This is a genomic window from Pseudooceanicola sp. LIPI14-2-Ac024 (genome assembly GCF_042188925.1).
GTDB lineage: Bacteria > Pseudomonadota > Alphaproteobacteria > Rhodobacterales > Rhodobacteraceae > Pseudooceanicola.
Genome location: NZ_CP170102.1, coordinates 936,312 through 956,721 on the forward strand (window position 1 = coordinate 936,312; position 20,410 = coordinate 956,721).

Below are 20,410 nucleotides of genomic sequence, written 5' to 3' on the forward strand. Positions count from 1 at the left end.
TGGGATGCAACGCCCGCCTGCCTGTCACTCCGCCGCCGTGAGGGCGCCGGGGTTGTTCGGGTGGGTCGTCCAGTTGGCATAATCGCCCACCTTCCGCCCCGTCCGCGGGTCCACCGCACCCTTGTCGAGCTCGACCATCGTGATGCAGTCCTCGACCGGGCAGACATTGACGCAGAGGTTGCAGGCAACGCATTCGGCGTCGATCACCTCGAACACGCGGCCCGGGTTCATCGCGATCGCCTGGTGCGATGTGTCCTCGCACGCGGCATAGCAGCGGCCGCACTTGATGCAGGCGTCCTGGTCGATCCGGGCCTTGGTCACGTAGTTCAGGTTGAGATGCTGCCAGTCGGTGACGTTGGGCACCGCCTTGCCGACGAAATCGGCGGTCGAGGTGTATCCCTTCTCGTCCATCCATTGCGACAGGCCCGAGATCATCTCCTGCACCACCTTGAAGCCATAGGTCATGGCTGCGGTGCAGACCTGCACGTTGCCGGCCCCCAGGACCATGAATTCGGCCGCGTCGCGCCAGGTGGTCACCCCGCCGATGCCGCTGATCGGCATCCCCCGCGTCTCGGGGTCGCGGGCGATCTCGGACACCATCGACAGCGCGATAGGCTTCACCGCCGGACCGCAATAGCCGCCGTGGCTGCCCTTGCCGTCGATCGTCGGTTCCGGCGCCATCAGGTCGAGGTCGACGTGGGTGATCGAGTTGATCGTGTTGATCAGGCTGACCGCGTCGGCACCCCCGGCCCTTGCGGCGGCGGCGGGTTTGCGGATGTCGGTGATGTTCGGCGTCAGCTTCACGATGACGGGTTTCGAGTAGTACTGCTTGCACCACTCGGTGACCATCCGGATGTACTCCGGCACCTGCCCCACGGCCGATCCCATGCCGCGCTCGCTCATCCCGTGCGGGCAGCCGAAGTTCAGCTCGATCCCGTCGGCGCCGGTCTCCTCGACCAGCGGCAGGATCGCCTTCCAGCTTTCCTCGTCGCAGGGCACCATGATCGACACGATGATGGCGCGGTCCGGGTAATCGGCCTTCACCCGCTTGATCTCCTCGAGGTTGACGAAGAGGTCGCGGTCGGTGATCAGCTCGATGTTGTTGAGGCCCAGCAGGCGGCGGTCGGCGCCCCAGATCGCGCCGTAGCGCGGGCCGTTCACGTTGACGACCGGCGGGCCCTCGGATCCCAGCGTCTTCCACACCACGCCGCCCCAGCCGGCCTCGAAGGCGCGGCGGACATTGTATTCCTTGTCGGTCGGAGGCGCCGAGGCCAGCCAGAACGGGTTGGGGCTCTTGATGCCCAGAAAATCACTCGTCAGATCAGCCACGTGGACCTCCCCTAGGGTTCGGGCGGCGTTGGTGCGCCGCGGTGTTGTTTCGGACCGGAGCGCGGCTCAGCCGCCGGGCTTCCGGAAAATCATCTCGCAGGGCGCGACGTCCCCCGACCGCAGCGCGGCCACGAAGTTGCGGACCTTGTCGGCCGCCGTCTCGCGCATCAGCAGGTGAAGGCCCACGGGCGGCACGCCTTCGGCCTCGATCCGGCCCATGACCTCGTCGACGAAATCGATGGCAAACTGCGCGCGCACCCGTTCCGCCATCGCCACGAAGCCGGCCGCGCGGGCGGCGGCGCGGTAGGTCTCGGGCCGGTCCACGAAACTGAACGCCTCGTCCCCGGCCCAGGGCAGCGGGTAGTCCAGCGCCGGACGGTCGGCCTCAACCGCCATCACGTCGAAGAGCGCGAAGATCCCGCCGGGCGCCAGCACGCGGAACACCTCGGCCATCAGGACGGACTTGTCGGCGATGTTCATGCCGACGTGGAACATGGTGACGAGCTCGAAGCTGTCGGCGGTGAACGGCAGGTCGTTGGCCGAGCCCTGCTGGAATGCCGTGCAGCCGGCGAGGCCCACCATCCTGGACAGCTCGCGCGCGGTCAGCACGAAAGCCTCGGTCAGGTCGATGCCGGTCACGTTCGCCCCGCAGGATACCGCGATGTGCCGCGCCGTCCCGCCTAGCCCCGAACCGAGGTCCAGCACCGGCGTCTCGGGCGTGATCTGCAACTGGTCCAGCAGGTCGTCGGTGGCCTGAAGCCCGCCGATGTGAAACTCATCGACCGCCTTGAGGTCCTCGGGCCGCGCCCTGAGCGGGTCGATCCCGGCCTCGCGCAGCGCCGACTGTATCCGTCCGAGCAAGTCGTCGACGGTGTAGTGAGAGGACACGTCCTCTTCGATCGCGGGCATCCCCAACCTTCCCTGCGACAATTTCAGTGACGCAAGGGTAACATGATGCAGCGCATCCGGGAACGCCCCTGCTGATGTGGCGCCGGGCCCCACGATCAGTCCGCCGTCAGAGCGGCGTGGATGCTTTCGGCCGCGTCGCGTCCCTCGGCCACCGCGGTGACGGTCAGGTCCTCTCCGCCGGTGGCGCAGTCGCCCCCGGCCCAGACCCCCGGCCGCGATGTCCGGCCCGCCTCGTCCACGCGGATCTTGCCATGCTCGATCTCGATCCCCGGCGGCACACCGTCGAGGGTCTGCCCGATGGCACGGAACACCTGGTCTGCCGGCAGGCGCAGGGTTTCCCCGGTGCCGACCAGCCGGCCCTCCTCCTCGCGCGTGTATTCGAGTTCGATCTCGCGCGCCACGCCGTTGCCGTGGACCGCCTTGGGCACCACCCCGGTCAGCAGGCGAACGCCCTTCGACGTGGCCAGGTCCTGTTCGAATTTCGATGCGCCCATCCGGTCGGCCCCGCGACGGTAGGCGATGGTCACCGTCTCCGCCCCCAGCAGCCGGGATTGCACCGCCGCGTCGACCGCCGTCATCCCGCCGCCGATCACCACGACGTTGCGCCCCACGGGCAGCGTGGCCAGGTCATCGGCCTGCCGCAGCCCGGCGATGAAATCGACCGCATCCGTCACGCCCGCGCGGTCGGCGCCCTCGGCCTCCAGCGCATTCACGCCGGAAAGGCCCAGCCCCAGGAACACCGCGTCGAATTCCTCCTGCAGGGTGTCGAGTGTCAGCCCCTGCCCGATCGCCTTGCCGGTCTCGACGGTGATGCCGCCGATCCCGAGCAGCCAGACGACCTCTTTCTGGGCAAAGCTGTCGGGGCTCTTGTAGGCGGCGATGCCGAATTCGTTCAGCCCGCCGGCCTTCGGCCGGGCGTCGTAGATGGTGACGTCATGCCCCTTCATCGCCAGCCGGTGCGCGCAGGCCAGGCCCGCGGGCCCCGCGCCGACAACCGCTACTCGCCGGCCCGTCGGCGCGGCACGGTCGAAGGGATGCACGTTCCGCCCCATCAGCGTGTCGGTGGCATAGCGCTGCAGGCGACCGATCTCGACCGGCTGGCCCTCGGCCTCCATCCGGACACAGGCCTCCTCGCAGAGCGTTTCGGTCGGACAGACCCGCGCGCACATGCCGCCCAGGATGTTCTGGTCAAAGATCGTCCGGGCCGCCGCCTCGGGCGTGTCTGTCGCGATCTGGCGGATGAAGAGCGGGATGTCGATCGAGGTCGGACAGGCCGTGATGCAGGGCGCATCGTGGCAGAAGTAACAGCGGTCGGCGGCCACCTGCGCCTCGTGCCGGTCGAGCGGCGGATGCAGGTCGCCGAAGTTCGCCGCGATGGTATCGGCCGGAAGTCGCCCGGGCACGATCCCCGGTGTCATCGGATCGTTGGTCATAGCTGGATCCCTGTCGGTCTGGCTTGGTCGACGTGTTTTGACCAAGCCTGACACGGTTCAATTTTTTATCAAACGGTAAAAAATGAGCAGTTTGAGAACTGCAAAATTTGTTTACAATCAATTACTTAAGTAAACTCTTTGGTGTACGAGAGTGCTGAAAGAGGAGTAAATTGTACACCAGTTGCAACCCTTTCGGCACTCAGTCGGGACCGCCGAACCTGCACAGGAGGCGAATTGCAGTGGCTACATTCACGAAGCTGAAGAGCGGCAAATTCAGAGCCATGGTCCGCAAGAAAGGGGTCTATAAAACGGCGACGTTCGACGACGAGAAGCAGGCCAAACGTTGGGCGACAGACGTCGAGCACAACATCACGAGAACTGTCACCGGGCTGCAGATAGTCCCTCAGCATGTCACCCTCGGTGAGTTGCTGCGCAAATACATGGAAGAGGTTGAAGTCCGCACGCCCTCTACTCGCTACGTCTACACCAAAGTGGCCGAAGACCGGTTGGGCCAAGTCAGGCTGCGTGACTTATCCGCTCAGCATGTCGACGAGTGGGTAGCTCGAAAGCTGCGAAAGGCGAAGCCGGTCAGCGTGCGCATGTATCTCAACCTTCTGACGACACCGTTGAAGTGGGCTGTAGCAGTCAAACACTTCGCCATAGACGACCAAGTCTTCAAACTGGCGATACAGCGCATGAAACACAACAAGCTCAGGCTGGCCGGTGGGTCTCGCTCGCGCGTGCTGAGCCCATCAGAGGAAGCTCGTCTGCGGCAGTATTGGACTACATGTGAAGAGGCTGAGCTGCGAGGTCTTCCCATGGACCAGCTTCTGACCTTCGCCATCACCACTTGCTGTCGCATCGGTGAAACCTGCAAGGTCACCGCCGATGATTACCGACCGGCCGAAGATGGGAAACACCCCAAGCTCATGGTGAGGGACCGCAAGAGTATCGGACCAGACCCATACGACACTCTGATACCTCTGTATGGCGAGGCAGAGACGGTCGTGTTGGAGCGCATCGCCATGGGTTTCACGGACGTCCTCTTCCCTTACCCGCCCTACTTGGTGTCGAGGGTCTTCAAGACGACCTGCGCAAAAGTGAGCATTCACGACATCACTTGGCATGACCTGAGACACACCGGCTGCACGCGCTACGCCAACATGGGTCTGTCCCTCATGGAGCTGAAACTCATCAGCGGCCATAAGTCGACCAAGTCGCTAGAGATTTACGTGAACACGAACGCCGATGATGTGTATGAGAAGCTGCGTCAGCTAGACCCTGAGCGGCTGCGTCATCTGATGCGCCTAGCCGCTGAGTGAAACGGCCAGCAGCACCGAGAGATACTGCTGGCCTTCAAGGACACGCGGAATACAGGGCGGTGCCCCTCGTGGCCTTGACCATATAGGTATATTACTTCTGGCGGCGAAGTATACGAGAAGTATCAGAGGTTTCCGGCGGCCCTTGTCTGCCCCTATGTCGAATGGCTACTGTTCGCGAAGCTAACGCAGCGAGAACACAGTATGCCAGATAGAAGCCCATCCACGACTAAAGGCGCGTTTCATTGCCCGCATTGCGGCGTCTATGCAAAGCAGCGCTGGATGGAAGTTGGTGGTTGTTATCTCCACGGCGATGAACTTCCACAAACTTCGTCTGTTCTGGCAGGTAAAGTGTATAAGGCTATGACAACTAACCCAGGGGAAACGCCCAATCCGCTGCAGCAACAGAAGCATAGTAAGCCCACCATGCACTGGAGAGGTCCGCAGACGCCTAAGGTAAAGCGCCGAAATACTACATCCGGTGAGCTACCGATGAAACTTTCAGGAAATGTCTGGGCTGTGTCGAGCGTCTTTCTGTCTGAATGCACGTACGAAGATTGCCGTAAGATTTCAGTCTGGCTCGACGAGCGCCTTCTTTTTCCAGAGAAATCAACCGTCTCTGCCCCAAACCCTGACCTGAGCGACGAATTGAAGGCGGACTATCTCGAAGCCGCTTCCATCGTCAGCCAGTCGCCTCGTGGCGCAGCTGCTTTGCTGCGTCTCTGCATACAGAAGCTGTGTAACGAGCTGACCGAGAAGAAAGACACCATCGACAAGAACATTCAGCGGCTTGTTGATGAGCATGGCTTGGACATCGAGGTGCAGACTTCACTCGATGCAATACGTGTGATCGGCAACGAGAGCGTTCACCCCGGTGAGCTGAACATGCAGGACAATCATGATACCGCTGTCGTGCTCTTCGACCTTGTGAACTTCATCGCGCAGCAGATGCTGACAGCGAAGAGAAAGCGCAAAGAGTTTCAAGATAACTTGCCTGCGAGCGTCCGAGCAAAGATCGAGCGCCGAAACGCCAAGCAGCCAATCTAGGCCTATGTGTAAATTTTTGGAAGGACCAACGACATAATGACCACCCAGATATCGGCGACGCTTCATGTTACATGAACGGATCTTCGACCCCTTTACCTCAAGGCCTACGAAAGAATTGAAGCAAAGTATCGTAAAGAGGTTTGAGTTTAGCAGCAAGCAGCTCTACTGCACCTTGAGCCGTCAATAAATTAACTACTACGCCCGTCCCGATCGCCGTTAAGATACCCCCAACTACAAACACGGCACTCAAAACAATATCACTGACCCGGCGTCGCTTTACTTTGGGCTCGAGAACATGGTGCGCAATGCTCTCCGCACTAAGAGCGATCCGCTCCATACTCTGGAGAACCGACTGATCGAGTACTAAAGACGTTCGCTCCATCTCATGTGCAATTCTAGAAGTAATACGAACTACTTCCTCAACCTGCGTGACTTCAACGGTTGGGAAAGGTATGTCCTCGGGAGGAGGTCGCGCGCCTTCCAGACGAACCGGTCGGAGAAGGCACTCCAACTCATCAACTCGTAAAGTTATCTGCCTCAATCCCGTAACAACTGTCGCGTTCCAACTATCCTCCGCAAAACAATCCTGCATGCAGGTCGCGAGCATACGCTTAGCGTCGTCAAGACAAAACCATATTGGCGGCTCCAACGCGGACGCTCGCGACAAAGCGCTCAAACAAGAAAAAAGTTCCCTCGGCAGCTGAAATGAATTATCGCTGTAGCAAATGTGCACCATCGTATCGATGCTATGCCTTAATGCAGAAATGCGTGCTTTAAGCTCGATCGGAGCCAGAACCGCCGGGGCACCTTCAATTGGCGCATCACGCAAAGCAAGTTTGCCATTATCGACCACAATTTGGATCGGGCTGAACGTCTGAACCTCGTCGTGAGTTAGCTTGGAGATTGAAGAAGTGTCTTCGATCGATGCATCGTCAAGGCCACCGCTCGAAAGAGAAGCCTTAATGTATTCAACGAGACCGTCAATCCTTTTCCCGTCATCCACATGTTCGAACGCGCCGGAGGCATTATGCCTGTCGTGTTGCAGAGAGAATTGCCAGCTGCTTGGGAAATTGTAGACGCTGCCATCAGAATCAAGCCCCAACGGCTTCTTCGACTCCACACACACCTTAATCGCCGACACACTGGATCTGAGAAGCTCTATTTCAACTGGTAACGCAGCACTGCTCTCCCGGTCATGGAGAACAAATAGATTAACCACAAAACTCGCCCCTAAGACTAGCTCGGAAACTCGCGTATCGAAGTCAGTACACGGCTCAATGTCTTCAACAGTGGCAAGAAGAATATTGCTTTGTTTAAGCCGCGCTTCAATCACATCCAAATCCCTTTGCAGCAAACGCGGACTTACCAAGTAGACATAGGGATCAACTGGAGGGCACTGCGCAGCTCCCTGAAACGAGATACTTGCACCAGCAAACCGTATCACGTTAGATATTTCCGCTTTCACGGCATCGACGCCTGATTGCTTCCTCCCCCTGGCCAATAAGTCGCCGCTACGGTCTCTGATAACAAAAAAATGTTCACCATTTTCCGTATGCCTTAGCAGAAAATTGTCCCTGCTTTGAAACAACGGCCTGAGTTCGGCTAGCGCTTCCACCGCAGAAGTTCCGGACCCGAAAGTCCGTGCAACAGTCAAGAGCACGACTTCTTCTGGCGAAACCAGCCTAAGGAAGCACCTGACATCAATGCCACAGACTTCCCATTTCGCCTCATCAAGCGCCATCTTACCCTCCCGCATTTTTTTGAGAATCTATCGAAGGGTATGCCGAGCAGTGAAAGAATGATAGAGAAACTTCAAACATTCGGCCTAGGGACGAGCCACTACATATTGCTGCCGTGGTGGGCCGTTCGTATCGACGCGAACTGCATGGCATGTGCAATATAACCTTTCACAGCCTTGCACCGACCTTGCTGGGCAAGGCAATGGCTCTGGAATAGCCCTCAGAGTAATCTGGAGGTATCTCTGGGTTCAACGAGCAAGCTTGATAAGGATTTATCCATCCGGCCTGCAAGGGTCCTCCAGATACCCTCTGGATTAGTCCAAGGGCAGTTGGGCTTGAAGCCAGTTAAGAGCCTTCGCGGCTGAGTTCTGAACGCCGTTGCTCGACAAAGTTCAGATCAAAGATGCCGTCGCCCACGTAGGAATAGTCGATTTCATGACGAGTTCCATCTTCGTCGGAGTAGCCTATACGCATTGTACCACGTGTCGGGATCTCGCGATCGTAATAATCCAGCTCCAGCTTCCACAACTCGCCGTTCCTAAAATATGGCCTTGAGTAGTCGGATGAGCTAGATGGCACGGGAACAAAATCGACAGTAACACCTGAAACAGAATGCCCAACATTAGTGATTTCTATCAAATGGCTTCTGACATTCGCGATCAATCCGCCCACGGAGTTTCTTACGGTTGCGCAATTGATCAGGAACCTTGGCTGCAAAGCTGCCTTGCGTGCCGCTTCGCGCATGTCTTGAAGTTGCCGCTCATGGTCCAGCGTCTCGCGTGACACGCCGACCAACTCCTTTTGTTGCTCGACCGATCGTGCAAGCTCTGTGACTTGAAGGCGTAGCTCACTGCCCTGCTGGAAGAAGCCGAGGACAAGCCAGAAGATCGATAGCGGCCCAAAGACACCGGCGAGGAAGTCGCCTAGCTCGTTCAGGTCCAAGGGGCCTAGGGTGATCCAGCCGTAGCGTGGCCCCATGGCGAAGACCACGATCAGAATGATTGCGTAGATCGCCGTGCCAATCAGCCCCCAAGTCTGAAGCCGATTGCCTCGCTTGCGCTCTAGCGCCTCCTCCGACTGATCCTGCAAACCCACACGCTCCCAAGCATTTGCACCGGATGGGCAAAGTCGCTTGGCAGTGGTCAGCTGTCAATCGTAGAGCGTTGAAAGCCTCAAAGTCGCCAATAGCTTGGGTCGATGAACCCACCGGGGTTGGCGAGCTTGGGAAAGATCGGTGTTCTAGGAATGCGCTCAACGACAAGCTGGCGATCTCCTAGATCGGTCAGCATCTCGGTGTTGCCGCTGATGGCTACAGGCACGACCACTTCACCAGCCGTTGTGGTTGGTGAGGGTATGTTCTGCACGACCCCACGCTTCTGATCGGCCTGACGATTGGCGTCCCAGAAGATCACGACGTCGCCAGCTTGAAGGTCTTTGACCTGCACAACCCAATGGCTCATCTCGCATCAGCCTCTGAGCTTGTCTTTATCCCAACTCGTTGAGTTCATTGTATATCCAAGCAACGAGGAATGTAATCTATAAGTGCTTGATATTATAATGGATTTATGCGCTGCCGCGATAACTCATACTTTGGCGGGGGCCTCTAAACACATTATGGAGTGAGACGCATGCTGACCTTATCAGCAGAGCTAGAATGTCGGTTCGACATTCTGGACACACCGTCTTGGGATGCCGAGACGAAGACCTTCACAGCAACCCTGAGCAAGACCTACTTGCAGCGCTGTGTCGGTAATCTACGCAACTTCGGATCACATACTGCCAGAGCCATACAGGATGGTTGTATCAAGACTTCGCCCATTCTGGCCGCAAGCAATCTGGTGCGCAGCCTCGGTGCTGTCGAAGGCCTGATCGTTGCTGCCGAGGAATGGCTGGCGATCGTGAAATCTGCACAGCAGGCCACCTTCGGTCTCGGGTGCGATCCACGCTATGCCGAGCATTCGCTGGTTCGAACCTGCAGCGAGATACGTGAGCTGGCGCAGAGCATCGACGTGATCAAGCTCGGCGAGGAAGCCGCCGATCTGGACGAGCTACGGACGTCTCTGGGCGGCATGCTCACCGGTCTAGAGTATGACATCGACATCGCGAGGAAGCGGCTCACCGGCGCAGAGGTCGAGGTACGCCGAGCCGTAGGATGCGCTCTGGCGGCGATCAATGAGCCCTTCTGGGTCAAGAGCCTGACCACCGGCATGAGAGCCAGCCAGGTGCAGGAGGCAAAGGCTTGGTCGCTCGCTGACGCCTACACGCATCGCAAGACCATAGACCCCAAGGTGCTTGGGTACGTCAGCGCCAAACAGCAGCTTCTGCATGAGTTCAAAAACGCTCAGCTGCATCTGATGCTGCCGTTCGATTGGCCTGAAGAGGTCGGTGAGACGGACGACGAGGACCGCATGCTGATGATGGCGCACGACCTCGTGCAAGCCGACATCGTCGAACGCCGGAAAGAGAACTCACGGCGGAGTGACGCTGAGCGGCGAGAGCGCAAAGCCAAGACCGATGCGGTGCAGGTCAAGCGCAACAATCAGACAGTCAAAGACATCATGGAGCTTACCCAATGAGCACCAACGACAAAGCCCTGTTCGGAGCCATCGGCGACGTGCTGGAGGAAGTTCGGCAGGAGATGCTTGGCAAGTTCAGCCAGTCGAACGCCAAGACCACAGAGGCACTTCAGCGACTTGAGAACAGCCTGCCGAACAGCCTTCCCAACTCACAGCTCAAGGAGATCCTTATTCGGCAGCTAGAGAGCCGCAAGAAGGCGGTGATGCAGCTGTGCAGTGACTTTCTCGACCAGCCAGCCGCCGTGTCTGACAACGCGCCTGAGCTACTGCATAGGAGCATTTCCAATGAGTAAGGTGTCAGTCGCGCTACATGAGCTAGCGCATGGCGTAGCCGAGGTGGTCGCTCTGTCGCTGGTAGCTCCTACCAAGCTGCAGGAGGGGACCATCAACCTCTCGGTGGATGATGACGGCCGAAACGGTGAAGCCGTCTATGTGCCAAGCAAGCTGTCCGAGGTGGATGAGCGGTCCAACGGCTACGTGCTGCAGAAGGTCGCTGCTTTGAGCGCAGCCGCACCGATCATTCTCGAGAACACCAACACTTTCGCAGCCATGGTGCGGAACCAAAATTATGACCAGAGTGACAGGCTGTCCGATCAGGACCTTTACGTCCTGCGCAGCGTGAACCTCGACCCTGCCCTGCTGCAGAGCGTCATGCTGATGAGTTGGTCCATTCGCAGAAGCCTTGGCACAAACTACCACAAGATCGGCACCATACTGGCGAGAGACGGAACGGTCTCTATTACGCCACTGGGCTTGGTCCCTCGGAAGCGCATCGAGACAGCGCGTGAGATGCTGCCCTACCTGCAGACAGCGGTGGCGAACAACGATGGGCTGGCGTCCGCCTACAGCGACTGGAGCGCACGCCATGACCACTGAGCTTACGTCCTCTCAGTCTCTGTGCCGGCACGAGACGCTTCATATCGTCTGCTCCATCGTCGAGTCCATCTGGCACCTGCCACCGGGCATGACCGAGGCACGCTTCCCTGACCGGGAAGACGGAAAGCCAAGCATGGGCACCATGTGGATCTGCGAGACAGACGGCCACTGCTTCGTGATCAGTCAGCTTGGCACGTTCATGACCGTGATGGCGGAAGGGTACTCTGCTTCGCAGGGGCGTAGCGTCTCTCAGTCCGACCTCGATGAGTTCACGGAGGCAACGGCCAGAGCGCAACGCGATCAGGTCTTTGCTGGCAAATTGGCCGTCGCCACCCTGCTAGCCAAATGGATTGCCGTCGCAGGAGTCATCGACAAGATCGAGATGCCGGGGCCCAACTTTGTGACCTATGCAGCAAAGATCGATCTAGAGGCGCTGTTCCGTGCCCTGTACCAGCCCGTGAGAGACGTGCTGCAACTTGGCGGCAAGGTGCTGGCCGCAGACCCTACCGTGAACCTAGACGAGCTTCTGAGCGCCTTCCCTGTGGTCGAGCCTCTACCACCGGTGAAGTTCTGTGGTGTGCCACCACCGGACTGGCCGGTCACAGTGCCCGAGATGGTTGAGCAGTAACTTGGCTTGGGCCAACTTTGGCCGATAGCGGACATATGTGATCACAAGCGCGTTACTCGGGCGCTTTTGTCGCAAACGAGAAGTTCTAGGTAGTTCTACCTACGCCGACAGCTAAGCCCCTACCCTTGTGGACAAAATTCGAAACCATTGTTTGTGTTACATATTTTCCAATATGAATACTGCAGGATCTGACCGGATTTTGCGCTTGCCGTGACGTAAAGAATGTTCTCACCTGCTTCGGCGACAAGGCGCTTAGCCCTCATCCCCATGCTCAAGCTGGCGCGGTTGTTGCAAAGGCCCTGAGTTGCGTGAGGCATCCCCAACACCTGTTCGCAACGCAGCGGTAGCATACCCGCCCGACTGCCATCCAGCGGGACCGCTAAGGGGCTTGCTCCCTGACCGTGACACCCTGTCCCCATTGGGTCGTCGGTCACACTGATGCCACGTCCGAGAGAGCTACCGCGGACGTGGCATCACCCCCTCGGTCTAGTTCGCAAAGAATGTAAGTAGATCAGTTGCCCTAACGCGCAGATCCGACGCAACATCTTTCTCGTACCGGCAGACATCGGCATCCCCCGGCGGAATTAGGCCACTGCGAAGATCCGCCAAATTTGACACAAGTGACTGGTATTCGGAGGAAAAGTTTTCGTTCCCAGTAACACTCGCAATCTCTAACGTCCGCACAAGTTGATTAGATAACAGCATCTCAAGAGTACTATCTGCGCGCGCATTTTCCGCTTCACAGGAGCCATCGCCACAACGACATTCGACGAGGCGATCCACCGCGTACAATGCCTTTCCGTACTCACTTGCAACGCTCTGCAGTAACTCGTTCGCCAATTCCCTTTGGGCTTCTCCTCGAGAAAGAGCTCGATCAAATGCCCAAAAAGCAACAACAGCCATTGATACGGACACCGCCAACATGAGCGACAGGAAGACTATTCGCTGCGTGAACGCATAACGCTGTTCTCGTTCATCAGGTCCACTCATCAAACTTCTCCCGCATTTCTAGAGAACAACACCACACAGAAACTTGATACGAGGGCAGCGAATCCGAGCGCTTGAACAAATAGCAGGACACTTCCCCAGCCCTCGCCTTGTGCACTGGAGACGAATGGCTTCACGAGCACAATGAGAACAATCACCGAAAATAGATCCAAGCAGAGTGCAAAGAGAAGCAACCCCCTCCAGGGCCTCCGATTCAATTCATTAAGTGAATTCACCGTTGAAAGCTCAAGAGTTATCAGAACGAATAACATGGACAAACAACCAGTCAAAAGAGCTTCGCCCGGCTCAATTGAAATGATGCGATCCGCTATCCCGCTACTCCATGAGATCAACACCGGTACAACAAATATGATGCCGATGCTTATCCATGTCTCAGTTATGTTGCCCCGCCCGCCAAACAACCGATCCATTATGGAAGAGTCTTGCCGATCCCTTTCCCAAGCATTCCACAGCGCAAGCGCCAACTGCACCACATATAAGATCACGAGTATCCACGTTGCGTATGAGATTATCACAATCATAGCTTCACGTACTCAAGCATCAACTCTGTCACAGCCGCTCCTCCCTACGCGTCACCCTTAGCCATGAGCGGCTACACAAGCAAGAATTTGCAGATTGAAGAGCAAGCCGTCAGCGATCTATCAGCCTACGTATTCAGCTTAGCCTGCAGAGCCTCTCTGAGCGTCGTCTCGTAGTTGGCGAAGAACTCGTCTACTGCCGCCCTAGCCACCACGTAGGGGCCGCTTGTGATGCAGACGTAGGACGGCAAAGGGTGCTGCCGGTCGACGATGCTGAGCGTCACGCTCGGCATCGTCTTCTGAATGGCTTGAAGCTTCTCTTGGCGGCTTAGCCGAAACGACTTTCTCACATGCTGGGGCGGTCTGGTTCTGTTGCCCATGTGTCAGTGACCACCATCAGGACCGTCGTAGTCCTCGGGACCTTCACCACCGGCTAGAAGCGCATCGTACGGGTCAGAACCACCAGTGGTGGGAATGCCTGTGGCTCCTGTCTCACGTGCAGCGACGCGCGAAGCCTTCTCGTTGAACAGCCCATCGATGCGAAGGAACTTGAGCATGCTGAGGATCTCGCGGCGTAGCTGCTGCACCACGATGGCTCTTGGATTGCGAACGAAGCGACCGGACGGAGGGGCCTTGATGATCTGGCCCTCCTCGTGAAGCTTGGTCTGCTCCTCCAAATACTCGACATAGACGCTGGCTATATCCATGGCGACGAACCGGTCGGTAGGCCCCCACAGGCGATCAGGCTTGGACTGCAGCACCGCCATGTAGAACTCTCTGGCGGCCTCTGGCATGTCGGGCGGCGGCTCTAGCTGTTCGCTACGCTCGAAGTCTTGTGGTTGGGCGAACACGCGCCCACGCAGATTTTCGGGCATTTCTCGTGAAACTCCAATAGCTTACATGATGCCATGGTAATCCACCGGAGGGAGATTTTACACTCTCAAGGAGCGTCGAGGGTTATTCTGGCGCTGGCGCATTGCGATTACGCAGACTGGACGCAAGGCAAACATAAAAGATGATCCCTAATCCGGTATGGGGTCCGCGCGCGTTATTCACCAGTAGCCGGCCCCTATTTGGTGTAGACCCCTGGCCTTTTGATCGCTTCGCCACCAAACTGCCGACCAACTCAAGCGACGTAGGCTCTGCCGTCTATCGGCGATGTTCTCTCGTGATGGTGGTAATGGATACCTATTACCCTCCGGCACGAGGTTAACGAGAAGTATCAAGAGTTTTAGGCTGCAAGTGGTCTGGATGGCCTATTACGTCGTTGTTGTCGATATTGCCCAGCTGCTGCGCTTCTTCACCGGACGTGGCGATGGCGGCAAAAAGCATAGCCCCATCGGATGGCGGGTAAACAGCTGGTAAACCCCGGTCACCGGTCTCGTTTCCAGAGTACTTTCCAGGTCCAGGTAATAAATACCCCTCGGGGGGCCCATTTTAGGCAAATATGTATACTCCTCCTCCTTCTTCTACTTTTAAAAGAATAATGAGACCGGTGACCGGAGGTCAAATACGTCAACCGGTGTAACCACTTAGAAGATTTTGACCGGTCTCATTGCTTCCAGCCTGTCTTGAGACCGGCTTGGAAAGCGAGACCGGTCAAAGCAAGTTACGTGTCACGATCTGAGACAGGTCCAGAAACGAGACCGGCTCTGAGACCGGCTCTGAGACCGGCTGGCCTAGTAATCGCTCATCAGGTCCTTGCGCTCTTGAAGCGGCACATGGTTCTTTTTGGCCTCTTCCGCATGCACATCGTTTGGAACGTCAGACTTCCACATCTTGCGCCAATGCCCATGGTTTCGAATGATGCGAATATACGGGCGACCACTTTCCCCTGTTATCCTTAGCCGACCACCACCGGTTGTAGTCTTTGGCGCAATGAAGTTGCGGTCATCGCTCCAGAACTCACGAACGACTGCGTTGAGCGCCGCCCTAGTCCTGCTATCCGTGAAGTCGAGGTTCTCGTCCGCTTCAAGCCACTCCCTCAACTGCTTCTTGGTGCAGACATCGCCCGGCATCACCTGAAGGGCATGCTCTAGAGCCAGCTTCACATCACTCTTGTTTAAGTGCTTCATGCGAGCCTTGGCACCGGTCTCAGGCGCCACACCGGGATTGAAGCCCGGAAAGAGCTGCTGGACATCCAGCGACTGCAGCCAGTGCCAAGTGTCCGCGATGGCCTGCTCGTCATCGATGTAGCTCAAGCACTCCGCATGCAGGTCTTTGGACAGCTTCTCGCTCGTGGCATGCTCAGCCCCTACTCGACGCGCCTCGTTGACCAGCACCAAGGCGTCGTCGTGATTGCTGCATGACATCATCTTCACGTACATCCAGCCATGCTGCTTGCTCCCCTTGTAGTTGAACTCGTGCTCTCGCACCCGACTGTCGTTGTAGATCTTGAGCTTCTCCTCGACGGCTGACTTGCCGCTGAATCGCCGCTCCTCCTTCAACTCATCGTTCAGGACGAAGGCCTTCCTATGCGCCCAGTTGTCCCATTGGTCGGTGATGTCCCTCCAAGTCGTCTCACCACCAGCATGTTTGAAGAGAACCTTCACCATGTCGCCGAACGTGGACTTCCCGGTGCCCTCCTCCTTGCTGATGATGAGCAGCATCCACTGCCGTGACCAAGGCTTCTGAACCGCATTCACGACCCACGCCAGCACTCGCCTTCTTGCCGCACGATCAGGGAAGAGATGCCTCAACATGCGCACGAAGGCACGGCTTGGTCGTCTCCTCCTCGGCGGCACGTGCACGATAGGCTGGAACGTGTTGGCCAGCCTCAGCGGCACCCCACCTATGCTGGCATCGAAGAAGAGACCTGCGTCCGCCTTGAACGAAGTCTTGTCGAACGCCCTGCCCTGCTTGCTCTTGTGAAGGGACCAAGCGGAGTGAAGCACCCTGCTCGTGATGTCAGGTTGATCGCCCGCCTCGTTCCAACTGAAATATGTCGGGACGGTGTGCCGGTGCGTTCGTTCGAAACCCGAGATGGGAATACTGATGCGCCTCTCGCTGTCGTAGACTTCAGCGACCTGAATGAGCGGCTCATATCGCCGAAGCGTGTACTCAAACTCGCCGCTGGCATAGAGGCGCATGCCCTCGCTATAGCGCCCCTCGAAAAGAAACTGCGCTAGTTCGTCGCCAGATCGATCGCGACAATGGTCATGGTGGCACCTGACGGCCCGCCTAGCCTTCTCGCCGAGGTCGCGCCCCAAACCGAGAGGGAAGTAGATGGCTCTGTCCTTCTCCTTGTGCGTATGGGTGTCCCACCATGGGCAGATGAAGGTCACGCTGCCGTCCGGCTCCTGTCGAGCCTCATGCTCCTGCCTGAAGTGCTCGCTAAGCAGCACCTTGGACACTTGATCGCTGGGTAGCCCATCGTCCCCTGGCGCCTCGTCCAGCCGCGCCCTCGTCGGTGGGAACTGCGCCTCCAACTCCTCCATGGAGTAGCGCCGGCTCTCGTCTAACTCGACCAGCCGGACATCGAAGTCATCATAGACGCCATCGACGACTTTGTTGCGCACCCCCATGGGCATGCGGGCCAGCTTCAGAACAAGTCTGCCCCCGCCATCGGTCAGGTTCGACCCGTACACGCATTGAATGAGGCGTGCCGCTCGGGAGTAGTCCTCGCATGGCTCGTCCAAGAAGTAGAAGAACTGCCAGTTGCCATCTGAACTCTCGATGACGGCCGACGGAGGCAGCTTCTCATAGGTCTCTTCATAGGACAGCCCCTTGGTGCCCACGTCGTCCAGCACGACCGCCACCAAGCAGGCGAAGTTCACCATCTTGTTCCGGTACTCGCCGCCATGCAGCCGCACCGCGCTCATGCCGACGTACCAAGAGGTCGCCTTCAAGTCGCTGTTGCGTAGCCAACCTCGCATCTTCTCGACGGTAAGCGGCGGAAAGCCGTTGGCCTGCCCTCGCGCATCAGCCTTGCGACTGAAGATCAGCTTTTGATCCTTCTGTGGATCCAGCCTTGCGCCAAGCGCAGATATGAAGCGTTCGGCATCATCGGACAGAGCATGGTTTCGTGTTTCGACAAAACCTCGAGGCTCTTTGCTATTTACGTCGGTCTCCGACCTGATATTATGGTCCTGCGAAATCATACTTTGTGGCTCCGCTTCGGCGGGGCCTTTCTTTTCTTCGGGCATGACATGCCCTCCCTTTCGTAGATGTTGAAATGAAGGGCGTGTAATCTTTAGGGCCTAACACGCCATCGGCTTACTTAGTTCTCTAGCTCACAGCTCTAGTTATTCTTCGATACTTTTCACTGCCCGCCCTAGGTCATATCCAACATGCAAATGCATACTGATCTGAAGAGCTTGCAGAGTATCGCGAATTGGTATCGAAGATCTTTTCTCGACATCCAAGGCGAAATGAAGAAGACTTATCGCTTCAGACCTAACTCTAGCGTAGTCGTAAGTTTGAATTGTCTCGCCGCGCCTAGCCGCGCTCTCATTAAGCTCGGCGCTAATCTCAGACAACGAGCTTTCGATTTGACCGGCTTCGAACTCGCTTATTCCTTTGGGCATGTCTCTACTACACTCCAGGTTTTTGAACGTTCAATCCCACTTTAAGCTCACCCACACCTATCTCAGACATTACACACTCCTTTAGCGTCACGACGAAGTTGCTTCGCCATGTAATTTGCTGTTTTATCTCTGGGATGATTGTGGTATTCTATACCCAGAGGATTAAAGCGGAATGGGCGTAATGTTTGGCTACAAGGCGCCCATTCTGCTTTTTCAATGGTAATACATTGTCACCTGCAAGAGAACAGCAATTAGCTCGCTGAGTTAATTGGCTCTTTTGCCGACTGCCAGCAGAAATCAAACATCTCTTTGCCCTCGACGTAGCTCAGCTCAAAGCCCATGTCGGCCAGCTCCTCGAGAAACAAAACCGCTCGCTCTTCATCATCGGTGGAGATGTGGTGCTCGACCTTCAACACTTTGGGAAAGAGAGCCAGGAAGTAGTCCGTGACCACCTGTAGCGGACACCTGCCATCCCATCGGTGAAGGACTTTGTTTGCGTCAGCGTCGCCTCGCCAATAGCAGCTGATGATGCCGCACGACACGACAACGAGATAGGGCCTAGCGCCCAAATCCAACGCTCGACTTAGCACCTGACGCAGACCATCTACAGCGCCGCTTAGCCGACTGACCGAGGTGCCTTTGTCGCGCGCAAAGACTAGCGTGCCGTATGGCTTCTCACCATCGCTGTAGACCATGCAGTACGGTCGCTCAGAGCGAAGCCGCATTTCACTTATCCATTTAGGGAAAGCCATCTCGCACTTCCTTCATTGACTTTTGTCGACGAAGAAATGCCCCTTTGCTGTTTACTTCATTCTACCGGTGGGGTAATATGGAATAGTTCTGGCAAGGGACAGTCTTCATTCGACGAGTTACAGCTACCAGCGGTAAGGGCCCGGACAGCCCTTACCGCTAATTCTATTTTATCACCGGAAATTCGTGATTTACATGGTTTCTTGCCGGTGATATTCTGGAAAAGTAGGGTCTAGGCATAGCCCTGCCTCCGATTGAGAGTTGTGAATTGACTGTTACGGTCAACATCTGCCCGCGATGGACTTAAACATCGCGGGCAGTTTGTTTTAGAGGTCCGGCTCATGACCTCGACCAATGCCGAGCGGCAGTCCAAGATCTTCTTCTAAGTCGTAAAGCGCATGCTGAATTTCAATCAGCGCATCGACCTGTGCGTGCTCGTCTAGCTCGCCGCACATGTGCCTTTTGAATAACTCGGCGTTGATCTTTTGCAGCCGGTCCATAAGTTTGCCTAGCTCACCAGCAAAATGCGAAGCATCGTTGACATAGCTCATGCTACGCCCTCCTCGTGTTCGATCATGGAATGAGAAACTGACCCACCTTCGCCGGTGGGTCAGAAGTGGTCAGGCGACCTCGGTCGTCAGCGGCTCGTATAAGACCTCGAGCCATAACTCGAGGTTACAACCGATGTCGCTCAGTTGCCTAAGCAACGCATCAACATCGAACGACCCCGGGTCTGCATGATACGCATGCAGCAGAGACGTTAACTGCTCTGCCAAGCACTCGACAGTATCGAGAATTCGTCTGCCATCGAGCATGGTCTGCAGACTTTGGTCTAGTTCCGGTGGAGTGTAGGTCATGCCAGCTCCCCTTGCGCTCTGACCTCTCGCAGCGAGACTTCTTCAACCGTCGGCTGGTCGAGGAACGTCTGCGCGAACGCCAGAACCTCCTCAACTCGGTAGAATTGGTTGACCCCTACGACGATACGGCGCGGTTTGCCTGCCGCAGCCTTGTCCTTTTCCAGCGTCGATGTCTTGTAGCCGAAGAAGCTCTGATACTCTTCTGAAGACACAAGTCCTAGGCGCCGACAAATGTCGGTACTGGTCATTCTGACCTCCTCTTGATTGCTTGGGTTGGCGGCAGGTCTTCTGGCCTGCACATGCACGAGAGTGCCAAAGATGGCGTTAGCGCTCAAGGGTCGAATTCAGCTTAAGTCACTGAAAGTAAACGGTTAATAAACTCTTTGGGCACTAAGTCACTGAGAGGTCTACGAAAGATTTTTTGAGCCATCGAAGAGAAGCTCCACCGGTGATTGTGTGTTCACTCCATACAACAACCCATAGCAAGGTGTAATTATTTCAAACACTTAGGACACTCGTACTTTTTACAAACGGTAAATTTCTAGATCTGCGAAAATTCCCGACCCCAACGTCACCCTGCGCCGGTTTTCCCGACAGATTGCCCACTCGATTTCGCAAAATGTCGCCGACATGCCGCGGCCACGCAACTTTCGGAAAGAAATCGGCATTCCCGGGACAGGATTTTTTCCGCATCGCCGGTTGACGCCCCCGGATCCCGGGCATAATGTCCGCCCGGAACGTGAAACCCTCGGGAGCTTGGCGGAATGGCCACCCTAGTCATCATCGTAGGAGATTGGCGCATGGGCCGGTAAGACCGGTAATCCCGTGAGGAACCCCATGCGCCCCCGGACCGACCTCCGGGGGTTTTTTCGTATCAAATCGCTGGCAATGCGCA

20 protein-coding genes are annotated in these 20,410 nt (G+C 57.0%); 6 read left to right on the plus strand and 14 right to left on the minus strand.

Annotated features, from left to right (window positions below):
- Window positions 1–24 precede the first annotated feature (24 nt).
- From preA to ACE2AC_RS04545, 3 genes are all read right to left on the minus strand, one after another.
- The gene (gene preA / locus ACE2AC_RS04535) at window positions 25–1,329 is read right to left on the minus strand and encodes an NAD-dependent dihydropyrimidine dehydrogenase subunit PreA (RefSeq protein ID WP_375690932.1); all 1,305 of its coding nucleotides are present in this window, start codon (window positions 1,327–1,329) and stop codon (window positions 25–27) included.
- A gap of 66 nt (window positions 1,330–1,395) precedes the next feature.
- Window positions 1,396–2,238, minus strand: coding sequence for a class I SAM-dependent methyltransferase (locus ACE2AC_RS04540; RefSeq protein ID WP_375690933.1), 843 nt, complete (start codon window positions 2,236–2,238; stop codon window positions 1,396–1,398).
- A 95-nt stretch (window positions 2,239–2,333) separates the two neighbouring features.
- Window positions 2,334–3,671 carry an NAD(P)-dependent oxidoreductase gene (locus ACE2AC_RS04545; protein ID WP_375690934.1) on the minus strand — a complete coding sequence of 446 codons (1,338 nt, stop codon included), beginning with the start codon at window positions 3,669–3,671 and terminating at the stop codon, window positions 2,334–2,336.
- A gap of 239 nt (window positions 3,672–3,910) precedes the next feature.
- Between ACE2AC_RS04545 and ACE2AC_RS04550 the strand changes: the two genes are divergently transcribed.
- Entirely contained in the window at window positions 3,911–4,993 is a 1,083-nt protein-coding gene (locus ACE2AC_RS04550) for a tyrosine-type recombinase/integrase (RefSeq protein WP_375690935.1), read from the plus strand.
- Window positions 4,994–5,194: 201 nt separating this feature from the next.
- A complete protein-coding gene (locus ACE2AC_RS04555) occupies window positions 5,195–6,037 on the plus strand; it encodes a DUF4145 domain-containing protein (protein ID WP_375690936.1) in 843 nt (280 codons plus the stop codon).
- Window positions 6,038–6,134: 97 nt separating this feature from the next.
- Here ACE2AC_RS04555 and ACE2AC_RS04560 read toward each other — a convergent pair whose 3' ends face one another.
- The 3 genes from ACE2AC_RS04560 to ACE2AC_RS04570 all read right to left on the minus strand — a co-directional run bounded on the left by ACE2AC_RS04560 (window position 6,135) and on the right by ACE2AC_RS04570 (window position 9,236).
- Window positions 6,135–7,778: a hypothetical protein gene (locus tag ACE2AC_RS04560; RefSeq protein WP_375690937.1), complete on the minus strand. Its 1,644-nt coding sequence runs from the start codon at window positions 7,776–7,778 to the stop codon at window positions 6,135–6,137.
- A 343-nt stretch (window positions 7,779–8,121) separates the two neighbouring features.
- The gene (locus tag ACE2AC_RS04565) at window positions 8,122–8,865 is read right to left on the minus strand and encodes a hypothetical protein (protein ID WP_375690938.1); all 744 of its coding nucleotides are present in this window, start codon (window positions 8,863–8,865) and stop codon (window positions 8,122–8,124) included.
- An 83-nt stretch (window positions 8,866–8,948) separates the two neighbouring features.
- A complete protein-coding gene (locus tag ACE2AC_RS04570; protein ID WP_375690939.1) occupies window positions 8,949–9,236 on the minus strand; it encodes a hypothetical protein in 288 nt (95 codons plus the stop codon).
- Window positions 9,237–9,404: 168 nt separating this feature from the next.
- On the opposite strand from ACE2AC_RS04570, the gene ACE2AC_RS04575 reads away from it, so the two are divergent.
- From ACE2AC_RS04575 to ACE2AC_RS04590, 4 genes are read left to right on the plus strand one after another with little or no spacing between them, the layout of a single operon-like run.
- A complete protein-coding gene (locus ACE2AC_RS04575) occupies window positions 9,405–10,352 on the plus strand; it encodes a hypothetical protein (protein WP_375690940.1) in 948 nt (315 codons plus the stop codon).
- Window positions 10,349–10,645: a hypothetical protein gene (locus ACE2AC_RS04580; RefSeq protein WP_375690941.1), complete on the plus strand. Its 297-nt coding sequence runs from the start codon at window positions 10,349–10,351 to the stop codon at window positions 10,643–10,645. Before ACE2AC_RS04575 ends, ACE2AC_RS04580 begins: the two co-directional genes overlap by 4 nt.
- Window positions 10,638–11,228 carry a hypothetical protein gene (locus ACE2AC_RS04585; protein WP_375690942.1) on the plus strand — a complete coding sequence of 197 codons (591 nt, stop codon included), beginning with the start codon at window positions 10,638–10,640 and terminating at the stop codon, window positions 11,226–11,228. Before ACE2AC_RS04580 ends, ACE2AC_RS04585 begins: the two co-directional genes overlap by 8 nt.
- Window positions 11,218–11,856 (plus strand): hypothetical protein, encoded by a 639-nt coding sequence (locus tag ACE2AC_RS04590; protein ID WP_375690943.1) that lies wholly within the window; start codon window positions 11,218–11,220, stop codon window positions 11,854–11,856. The genes ACE2AC_RS04585 and ACE2AC_RS04590 overlap by 11 nt, the downstream gene beginning before the upstream one ends.
- A gap of 486 nt (window positions 11,857–12,342) precedes the next feature.
- On the opposite strand, the gene ACE2AC_RS04595 is transcribed toward ACE2AC_RS04590, so the two are convergent.
- The 8 genes from ACE2AC_RS04595 to ACE2AC_RS04630 all read right to left on the minus strand — a co-directional run bounded on the left by ACE2AC_RS04595 (window position 12,343) and on the right by ACE2AC_RS04630 (window position 19,763).
- Window positions 12,343–12,846, minus strand: coding sequence for a hypothetical protein (locus ACE2AC_RS04595; protein ID WP_375690944.1), 504 nt, complete (start codon window positions 12,844–12,846; stop codon window positions 12,343–12,345).
- A gap of 664 nt (window positions 12,847–13,510) precedes the next feature.
- Window positions 13,511–13,762, minus strand: a complete 252-nt coding sequence (locus ACE2AC_RS04600; protein WP_375690945.1) for a hypothetical protein — start codon at window positions 13,760–13,762, stop codon at window positions 13,511–13,513.
- A gap of 3 nt (window positions 13,763–13,765) precedes the next feature.
- A complete protein-coding gene (locus ACE2AC_RS04605; protein WP_375690946.1) occupies window positions 13,766–14,257 on the minus strand; it encodes a hypothetical protein in 492 nt (163 codons plus the stop codon).
- 804 nt (window positions 14,258–15,061) lie between these two features.
- Complete coding sequence (locus ACE2AC_RS04610) at window positions 15,062–17,527, minus strand: DUF5906 domain-containing protein (RefSeq protein ID WP_375690947.1); 2,466 nt, start codon at window positions 17,525–17,527, stop codon at window positions 15,062–15,064.
- Window positions 17,528–18,159: 632 nt separating this feature from the next.
- A complete protein-coding gene (locus ACE2AC_RS04615; RefSeq protein WP_375690948.1) occupies window positions 18,160–18,603 on the minus strand; it encodes a hypothetical protein in 444 nt (147 codons plus the stop codon).
- 381 nt (window positions 18,604–18,984) lie between these two features.
- Window positions 18,985–19,209, minus strand: a complete 225-nt coding sequence (locus ACE2AC_RS04620; protein ID WP_375690949.1) for a hypothetical protein — start codon at window positions 19,207–19,209, stop codon at window positions 18,985–18,987.
- A 69-nt stretch (window positions 19,210–19,278) separates the two neighbouring features.
- On the minus strand, window positions 19,279–19,515 hold the full coding sequence (locus ACE2AC_RS04625; protein WP_375690950.1) for a hypothetical protein: 237 nt from the start codon (window positions 19,513–19,515) through the stop codon (window positions 19,279–19,281).
- Window positions 19,512–19,763: a hypothetical protein gene (locus tag ACE2AC_RS04630; protein ID WP_375690951.1), complete on the minus strand. Its 252-nt coding sequence runs from the start codon at window positions 19,761–19,763 to the stop codon at window positions 19,512–19,514. Before ACE2AC_RS04630 ends, ACE2AC_RS04625 begins: the two co-directional genes overlap by 4 nt.
- Window positions 19,764–20,410: the final 647 nt, after the last annotated feature.